We start from the raw sequence: 8095 nt of genomic DNA, 5'->3' as shown, positions 1-8095 counted from the left end.
TCCGCCCCACCACACCCAAGCCGGCGGCGCCGTACGCACATGACCTCACAGCGGCGTGCACAAGCCAGGCCCCAGGCGGACAGCACTGCCATCCCCCGACCCGCCCCCTTCCCAGAGGGCTTACGTTCCGCGGAGCGAGCCGTCACGTACGCACGTGAGGCCTGCGCCCACCCGTGCCGCCCCTAGCGGCACGACTGCCCGCAGAGGGAACAAGCCGGTGCCGCGCGGCACCGGCGTCACGGCTGCGCGCAGGCTGCACGGGCCGGGCCACCGGCCGGGGAATGACGGAGCCGCCGCGTCTCCTGGGGTGCCAGGGGGCGCGGCGGCTCGACGACCGGGGGGAACCCGGGGGGCTCAGTGGTTGCTGGGGCCGCCCAGCTGGATGCCCGCCATGCGGGACCACTCGTACGGGCCCGTCCTGACCTTCGCGGCGAACTCCCCGTCGAAGTCCTCGTGGACGGTGATCCCCGCCTTCGCCACCGCCTCGCGGGCCACGTCGTACGTGGGCGCCACCAGATCGCCCCAGTCGCCGTCCTCGCCCACCAGGACGATCCGCGCACCCTTGCGGCCGAGGTGGGCCACCTGCCCCTCCGCGCCGCCGTGCTTCGCGGCGAAGGAACCGATCTGCTTGGCGAGCCGCGCGGCACGCCGCTCCGCCCTCGCGTCCGGCCTGGTCGCCTCGTCAACCTGCTGCGTGTCTGCCATGGTCAGGATGCTACCGACGGGTAGCGGAACGGGCGACGCGAGGGGGGGGTGGCGTTGGCCACCCACCCCTCGCGTCGTGAGGGGGACGAGGGTTCGGCTACCGCAGGAACGGGTCCACGGCGACGGCGACGAAGAGGACGGAGACGTAGGTGATCGACCAGTGGAAGAGCCGCATCTCCTTCAGCTTCGCGCCCGTGACCTCCGCCTTGGCGCGGCCCATGAGCGCGTGCGCCTCCCAGAGCCACCATCCGCCCGCCGCCAGCGCCACGGCGGTGTAGAACCAGCCCGTGTACCCCAGCGGGGTCAGCAGCAGGGAGACGGCGACCATCACCCAGCTGTAGATCACGATCTGGCGGGCGACCACCTTGTTGCCGGCCAGCACCGGAAGCATCGGCACGCCGGCCCGGGCGTAGTCGTCCTTGACCTTCATCGACAGCGGCCAGTAGTGCGGCGGCGTCCAGAAGAAGATGACCAGGAAGAGGACGACCGGCGCCCAGGAGAGCGAGTCGGTCACCGCGGACCAGCCGATCAGCACCGGCATGCAGCCGGCGATGCCGCCCCAGACGATGTTCTGCGCGGTACGGCGCTTGAGGATCATCGTGTAGACGACGACGTAGAAGAAGAGCGCGCCCAGCGAGAGCCAGGCCGACAGCCAGTTGACCGTGAGCCCGAAGAGCACGGTGGAACCGACCGCCAGGGCGATGCCGAAGGCGAGGCATTCACGCGGGCTCACCATGCCGGTGACCAGCGGCCGCTGCGAGGTGCGGTCCATCAGCGCGTCGATGTCCCGGTCGTACCACATGTTCAGCGCGTTGGCGCCGCCCGCGGAGAGGTACCCGCCGAGGCAGGTCAGCAGCACGAGCGAGAGGTCGGGTACACCCTGTTCCGCCAGGAACATCACCGGCACGGTGGTGATGAGCAGCAGTTCGATGATCCGCGGCTTGGTGAGCGCCACGAACGCCATGGCCCGGGCCCGGAACGGCCGGCGGTCCGGCCTCGGGCTGCTCGTCCCGACTACCGCCGCTGGACGGGATTCAACGGCCGTCACGCACACCCCTGACAGAGACATCCCAGCGAGCCCCCGCCGAATCGGACCTGTCGGAAAGGTCCGGCGAAGGCTCGCGCGTACCACGCCACTCTAGACGTTGCCCAGACCCCGCGATTCGCGGGGGTGCTCTCGTGTTGGCCGCACCCGCGGGGGAACCCGGCCGTGGAGCGTTCCGCGCGGCGTGACGTGCCCCGACGACGGGCCGGGCGGCACGCCCATGTGAGCGCACCCGGACCCAGAAGGAATGCCCATGTGAGCAGGCGCGAATTCAGAAGAATCAGGCCTGTGGCCACACTCTGGTCACAAGGGAGAACGCCGTGTTTCCAGGGGATAGGCTCGACCCGCCGACGGCCCGGAACCCGTCGGTTGCACCGGTGAGCGCACACCTCACCGGCTTTCGACATGTGGAGAGGAGCCCTGACCCAGGGTGAGCAACAAGCCGACCACCACAGCCCTCGAGTGGACAGAGCTGGACCAGCGCGCGGTGGACACCGCCCGCATCCTGGCCGCTGACGCCGTACAGAAGGTCGGCAACGGCCATCCCGGTACGGCCATGAGCCTGGCGCCCGCGGCGTACACGCTCTTCCAGAAGGTGATGCGCCACGACCCGTCCGACGCCGACTGGGTGGGGCGTGACCGCTTCGTCCTCTCGGCCGGGCACTCGTCCCTGACCCTCTACACCCAGCTCTACCTGGCCGGTTTCGGCCTGGAGCTGGACGACCTGAAGGCCTTCCGCACCTGGGGTTCCAAGACCCCGGGTCACCCGGAGTACGGGCACACCACCGGCGTGGAGACCACCACCGGCCCGCTGGGCCAGGGTGTCGCCAACGCCGTGGGCATGGCGATGGCCGCCCGCTACGAGCGCGGCCTGTTCGACCCCGAGGCGCCGCAGGGCGAGTCGCCCTTCGACCACTTCGTGTTCTGCGTCGCCGGTGACGGCTGTCTCCAGGAGGGCATCGCCGCCGAGGCGTCCTCCCTGGCCGGCCACCAGAAGCTGGGCAACCTGGTCCTGCTGTGGGACGACAACCACATCTCGATCGAGGGCGACACCGAGACCGCGGTCTCCGAGGACGTCGCCAAGCGGTACGAGGCCTACGGCTGGCACGTCCAGCGGGTCGAGCCGCAGGAGAACGGCGACCTGGACCCGGCCGCGATCTACGAGGCCGTCCAGGCCGCGAAGGCGGTCACCGACCGGCCGTCGTTCATCGCGATGCGCTCCATCATCGCCTGGCCCGCCCCGAACGCGCAGAACACCGAGGCCGCCCACGGCTCGGCGCTCGGCGACGACGAGGTGGCGGCGACCAAGCGCGTGCTGGGCTTCGACCCGGAGCAGTCCTTCGAGGTCTCCGACGAGGTCATCGGCCACACCCGCAAGGCCCTGGACCGCGGCCGCGACGCCCGGGCGGAGTGGGAGAAGCAGTTCCAGGCGTGGCGTCAGGCCAACCCGGAGCGGGCGGCCGAGTTCGACCGGATCGCCGCGGGCGAGCTGCCGGCCGGCTGGGAGCAGAAGCTCCCGGTCTTCGAGGCGGGCACCTCGGTGGCCACCCGTGCCGCGTCGGGCAAGGTGCTCCAGGCGCTGGGGTCGGTCGTGCCGGAGCTGTGGGGCGGCTCGGCCGACCTGGCGGGCTCCAACAACACCACGATCGACAAGACCAGCTCCTTCCTCCCCGAGGGCAACCCGCTGCCGGAGGCCGACCCGTACGGCCGCACCATCCACTTCGGCATCCGTGAGCACTCCATGGGCGCCGAGATGAACGGCATCGCCCTGCACGGCAACACGCGCGTCTACGGCGGCACCTTCCTGGTGTTCTCCGACTACATGCGCAACGCCGTCCGCCTGTCCGCGCTGATGCACCTGCCGGTGACCTTCGTGTGGACGCACGACTCGATCGGTCTCGGCGAGGACGGCCCGACCCACCAGCCGGTGGAGCACCTGGCATCGCTGCGCGCCATCCCGGGCCTGAGCATCGTGCGCCCGGCCGACGCCAACGAGACGGCCATCGCCTGGCGCGAGATCATGCGCCGCTGGACGAAGGAGTTCGGCAAGGGCACCCCGCACGGTCTGGCGCTCACCCGCCAGGGCGTGCCCGTCTACGAGGCGAACGAGGACACCGCCCGCGGCGGCTACGTCCTGAAGGACGCCGAGGGCGGCGAGCCCGAGGTCGTCCTGATCGCCACCGGCTCCGAGGTGCACCTGGCCGTCGAGGCCCGCGAGCAGCTCCAGGCCGAGGGCGTCCCGACCCGGGTCGTCTCCATGCCGTCCGTCGAGTGGTTCGACGAGCAGGACCAGGCCTACCGCGACAGCGTGCTGCCCCCGTCCGTCAAGGCGCGGGTCGCCGTCGAGGCCGGCATCGGCCTGACCTGGCACCGCTTCGTGGGCGACGCCGGCCGGATCGTCTCGCTGGAGCACTTCGGCGCCTCCGCGGACGCCAAGGTGCTGTTCCGCGAGTTCGGCTTCACCGCCGAGAACGTGGCCGCCCAGGCCCGGGAATCCCTCGCCGCAGCCCGGCGCTGACGCTGATACCGACCAAGTAGGAGATGCAAAGAACCATGACAGACGCACTCAAGCGCCTCTCCGACGAGGGTGTGGCGATCTGGCTGGACGACCTGTCCCGCACCCTGATCTCGTCCGGCTCCCTGCAGGAACTGATCGACGACCAGCACGTGGTCGGTGTCACCACCAACCCGTCGATCTTCCAGAAGGCGATCTCCGAGGGCCACGGCTACGACACCCAGCTCACCGACCTCGCCGCCCGCAAGGTGACGGTCGAGGAGGCGATCCGGATGATCACGACGGCGGACGTCCGCGACGCCGCCGACGTGCTGCGCCCGGTCTTCGACGCCACCGACGGCCGTGACGGCCGGGTGTCGATCGAGGTCGACCCCCGTCTGGCGCACGACGAGCGGGCCACGGTCGCCGAGGCCAAGCAGCTGGCCTGGCTGGTGGACCGCCCGAACACCCTGATCAAGATCCCGGCGACCCTGGCGGGCCTGCCCGCGATCACCGAGGTCATCGGCCTGGGCATCAGCGTCAACGTCACGCTGATCTTCTCGCTGGAGCGCTACCGCCAGGTGATGGACGCCTACCTGGCCGGTCTGGAGAAGGCGAAGGAGCGCGGCCTGGACCTGTCGAAGATCCACTCCGTGGCCTCCTTCTTCGTCTCCCGGGTCGACACCGAGATCGACAAGCGGATCGACGCCCTGGGCACCGACGAGGCCAAGGCGGTGCGCGGCAAGGCCGCCCTCGCCAACGCCCGTCTGGCCTACCAGGCCTACGAGGAGGTCTTCTCCTCGGACCGCTGGAACGAGCTGGAGCGCGCCGGCGCCAACCGCCAGCGTCCGCTGTGGGCCTCCACCGGCGTCAAGGACAAGGCGTACAAGGACACCCTGTACGTCGACGACCTGGTCGCGCCGAACACGGTGAACACCATGCCGGGCGGCACGCTGGAGGCCGTGGGCGACCACGGGCAGATCACCGGCGACACGGTCACCGGCACCTACGAGCAGGCCCGCGCCGACCTCGACGCCGTCGAGGCCCTGGGCATCTCGTACGACGAGGTCGTCGAGCTGCTGGAGAAGGAGGGCGTCGAGAAGTTCGAGTCCGCCTGGAACGACCTGCTCGGTTCGACCAAGGCCGAGCTCGAGAAGCTCGCCCCCTCGGAGGGCTAGACCTTGTCACCTTCCCCTGTCACCGGAGCGAACCCGCTCCGTGACGCCCTGGACCGACGGCTCCCGCGCATCGCGGGGCCGTCGGGCCTGGTGATCTTCGGCGTCACGGGCGACCTGTCCCGCAAGAAGCTGATGCCGGCGGTGTACGACCTCGCGAACCGTGGTCTGCTGCCGCCGGGTTTCTCCCTGGTGGGCTTCGCCCGCCGCGAGTGGGCGGACGAGGACTTCGCCCAGGTGGTCCACGACGCGGTCAAGGAACACGCCCGCACCCCCTTCCGTGAGGAGGTCTGGCAGCAGCTCGCCCAGGGCATGCGCTTCGTCCAGGGCTCCTTCGACGACGACGAGTCGTTCGAGTCGCTGCGCTCCACCATCGAGGAGCTCGACCGCGCCCAGGGCACCGGCGGGAACTTCGCGTTCTACCTGTCCGTCCCGCCCGGTTCCTTCCCGGTCGTCATCCAGCAGCTGAAGAAGCACGGGCTGGCCGACCAGACCGGTGGCTCCTGGCGCCGCGCGGTCATCGAGAAGCCCTTCGGCCACGACCTGAAGTCGGCCGAGGAGCTGAACTCCATCGTGCACGAGGTGTTCGCCCCGGACCAGGTGTTCCGGATCGACCACTACCTCGGCAAGGAGACCGTCCAGAACATCCTGGCGCTGCGCTTCGCCAACCAGATGTTCGAGCCCCTGTGGAACCGGTCGTACGTCGACCACGTGCAGATCACGATGGCCGAGGACATCGGCATCGGCGGCCGGGCCGGCTACTACGACGGCATCGGCGCGGCCCGCGACGTCATCCAGAACCACCTGCTCCAGCTGCTCGCCCTCACCGCGATGGAGGAGCCCGCCTCCTTCGACGCGGACGCGCTGGCCGCCGAGAAGACCAAGGTCCTCGGCGCGGTGCGGCTCCCCTCGGACCTGGCCGCCGCCACCGTGCGCGCCCAGTACACGGCGGGCTGGCAGGGCGGCGCCAAGGCGGTCGGCTACCTGGAGGAGGAGGGCATCGACCCGTCCTCCCGGACCGACACCTACGCCGCGATCAAGCTGGAGATCGACAACCGCCGTTGGGCGGGCGTCCCCTTCTACCTGCGCACCGGCAAGCGGCTGGGCCGCCGGGTCACCGAGATCGCGGTCGTCTTCCAGCGCGCCCCGCACTCCCCGTTCGGCCACACGGCCACCGAGGAGCTGGGGCAGAACGCGATGGTGATCCGCGTGCAGCCGGACGAGGGCATGACGGTCCGGTTCGGCTCGAAGGTGCCGGGCACCTCGATGGAGATCCGGGACGTCTCGATGGACTTCGCCTACGGCGAGTCGTTCACCGAGTCCAGCCCGGAGGCCTACGAGCGGCTCATCCTCGACGTCCTGCTCGGCGACGCCAACCTCTTCCCGCGCACGGAGGAGGTCGAGCTGTCCTGGAAGATCCTCGACCCGATCGAGCAGTTCTGGGACACCGAGGGCTCCCCCGCCCAATATCCGGCCGGAACCTGGGGACCCGCAGAAGCGGACGAGATGCTCGCACGAGACGGACGGAGCTGGCGCCGGCCATGAAGATCGACCTCACCGACACCACGGCCAGCAAGATCAACAAGGCACTGGTCCAGGGGCGCCGCGCACTCGGCGCCCCCGCCGTCGGCATGGTGCTCACCCTGGTCGTCGTCACCGACGAGGAGAACGCCTACGACGCCATGAAGTCGGCGGCGGAGGCCTCGCACGAGCACCCCTCGCGGCTGCTGGTGGTCATCAAGCGGCACGCCCGCTCCCCGCGCGACCGCACGCAGTCGCGTCTGGACGCCGAGGTGCGGGTGGGCGCGGACGCGGGCGCCGGCGAGACGGTGGTGCTGCGGCTCTACGGCGAGGTGGTCAACCACGCCCAGTCGGTGGTCCTGCCGCTGCTGCTGCCGGACGCCCCCGTGGTGGTCTGGTGGCCGGTGAACGCGCCGCTCGACCCGGCCCAGGACCCGCTGGGCGCGCTGGCGCAGCGCCGGGTGACGGACACCTACGCCGCGGAGGACCCGGTGGGCGAGCTGCGCTCGCTGGCCGGCTCCTACACGCCCGGCGACACCGACCTGTCGTGGACCCGGATCACCCCGTGGCGGTCCATGCTGGCGGCCGCGCTCGACCAGGTGGTCTGCCAGGTCAAGGCCGTCGAGGTCGAGGGCGAGGAGTTCAACCCGAGCTGCGAGCTGCTGGCCATGTGGCTCGCCGACCGCCTCGACGTGCCGGTGCGCCGCACCCGCTCCGCCGGACCCGGCCTGACCGGCGTCCGGATGGACACCACCTGCGGCCGGATCACCCTGGACCGGGCCGACGGCACGCTGGCGACGCTCGCCATCGAGGGCCAGCCGGACCGGCAGGTGGCGCTCAAGCGGCGCGAGACCTCGGAGCTGATCGCCGAGGAGCTGCGGCGCCTGGACCCGGACGAGACGTACGCGGCCGCCCTCCAGTACGGGGTGGACCGGCTGTACGCGGGGGCCGACGCCGCCCACGCCTTCGGCGGGGGGTCGGCCGACGAGGGTTCCGCGGACGCCTCGCGGGAGGGGGCCGGCGCCGCCGGGACCCCCGAGGCCGCCGAGGCCGCCGCCGACGTGGCGGTGCCGGTGGCGGTACCGGAGGAGGACGTGGTGAAGGGTCCTGCCAAGCGGGCCGCCAAGCGCGGACCCGCCGTGAAGCGGGCGGCGG

Annotated in this window: 6 protein-coding genes; 4 read left to right on the top strand and 2 right to left on the bottom strand. The window is 71.1% G+C overall.

What is annotated here, in order from left to right; all coding sequences use genetic code 11:
• Positions 1–354 precede the first annotated feature (354 nt).
• Positions 355–705: a hypothetical protein gene (locus HW445_RS11930; RefSeq protein WP_180220997.1), complete on the bottom strand. Its 351-nt coding sequence runs from the start codon at positions 703–705 to the stop codon at positions 355–357.
• Between the two features lie 97 nt (positions 706–802).
• The gene (locus HW445_RS11925; RefSeq protein ID WP_180220998.1) at positions 803–1759 is read right to left on the bottom strand and encodes a heme o synthase; all 957 of its coding nucleotides are present in this window, start codon (positions 1757–1759) and stop codon (positions 803–805) included.
• A gap of 421 nt (positions 1760–2180) precedes the next feature.
• Here HW445_RS11925 and tkt point away from each other — a divergent pair, with 421 nt between their 5' ends.
• The 4 genes from tkt to opcA form a co-directional block, all read left to right on the top strand.
• Positions 2181–4268, top strand: coding sequence for a transketolase (tkt, locus tag HW445_RS11920; protein ID WP_180220996.1), 2088 nt, complete (start codon positions 2181–2183; stop codon positions 4266–4268).
• Positions 4269–4303: 35 nt separating this feature from the next.
• Positions 4304–5422 carry a transaldolase gene (tal, locus tag HW445_RS11915; protein ID WP_180220995.1) on the top strand — a complete coding sequence of 373 codons (1119 nt, stop codon included), beginning with the start codon at positions 4304–4306 and terminating at the stop codon, positions 5420–5422.
• A gap of 3 nt (positions 5423–5425) precedes the next feature.
• On the top strand, positions 5426–6964 hold the full coding sequence (zwf, locus tag HW445_RS11910) for a glucose-6-phosphate dehydrogenase (protein WP_180220994.1): 1539 nt from the start codon (positions 5426–5428) through the stop codon (positions 6962–6964).
• A partial coding sequence (gene opcA / locus HW445_RS11905; RefSeq protein WP_257231014.1) for a glucose-6-phosphate dehydrogenase assembly protein OpcA occupies positions 6961–8095 on the top strand: 1135 nt, incomplete at its 3' end. The genes zwf and opcA, both read left to right, overlap by 4 nt.

The sequence above is a fragment of the Streptomyces sp. UH6 genome (genome assembly GCF_013421635.1).
In the GTDB taxonomy this organism is placed as follows: Bacteria; Actinomycetota; Actinomycetes; order Streptomycetales; family Streptomycetaceae; genus Streptomyces; species Streptomyces abyssomicinicus.
Note: the sequence above shows the minus strand (reverse complement) of the source record. Positions and strands in the feature narration are given on the sequence as shown.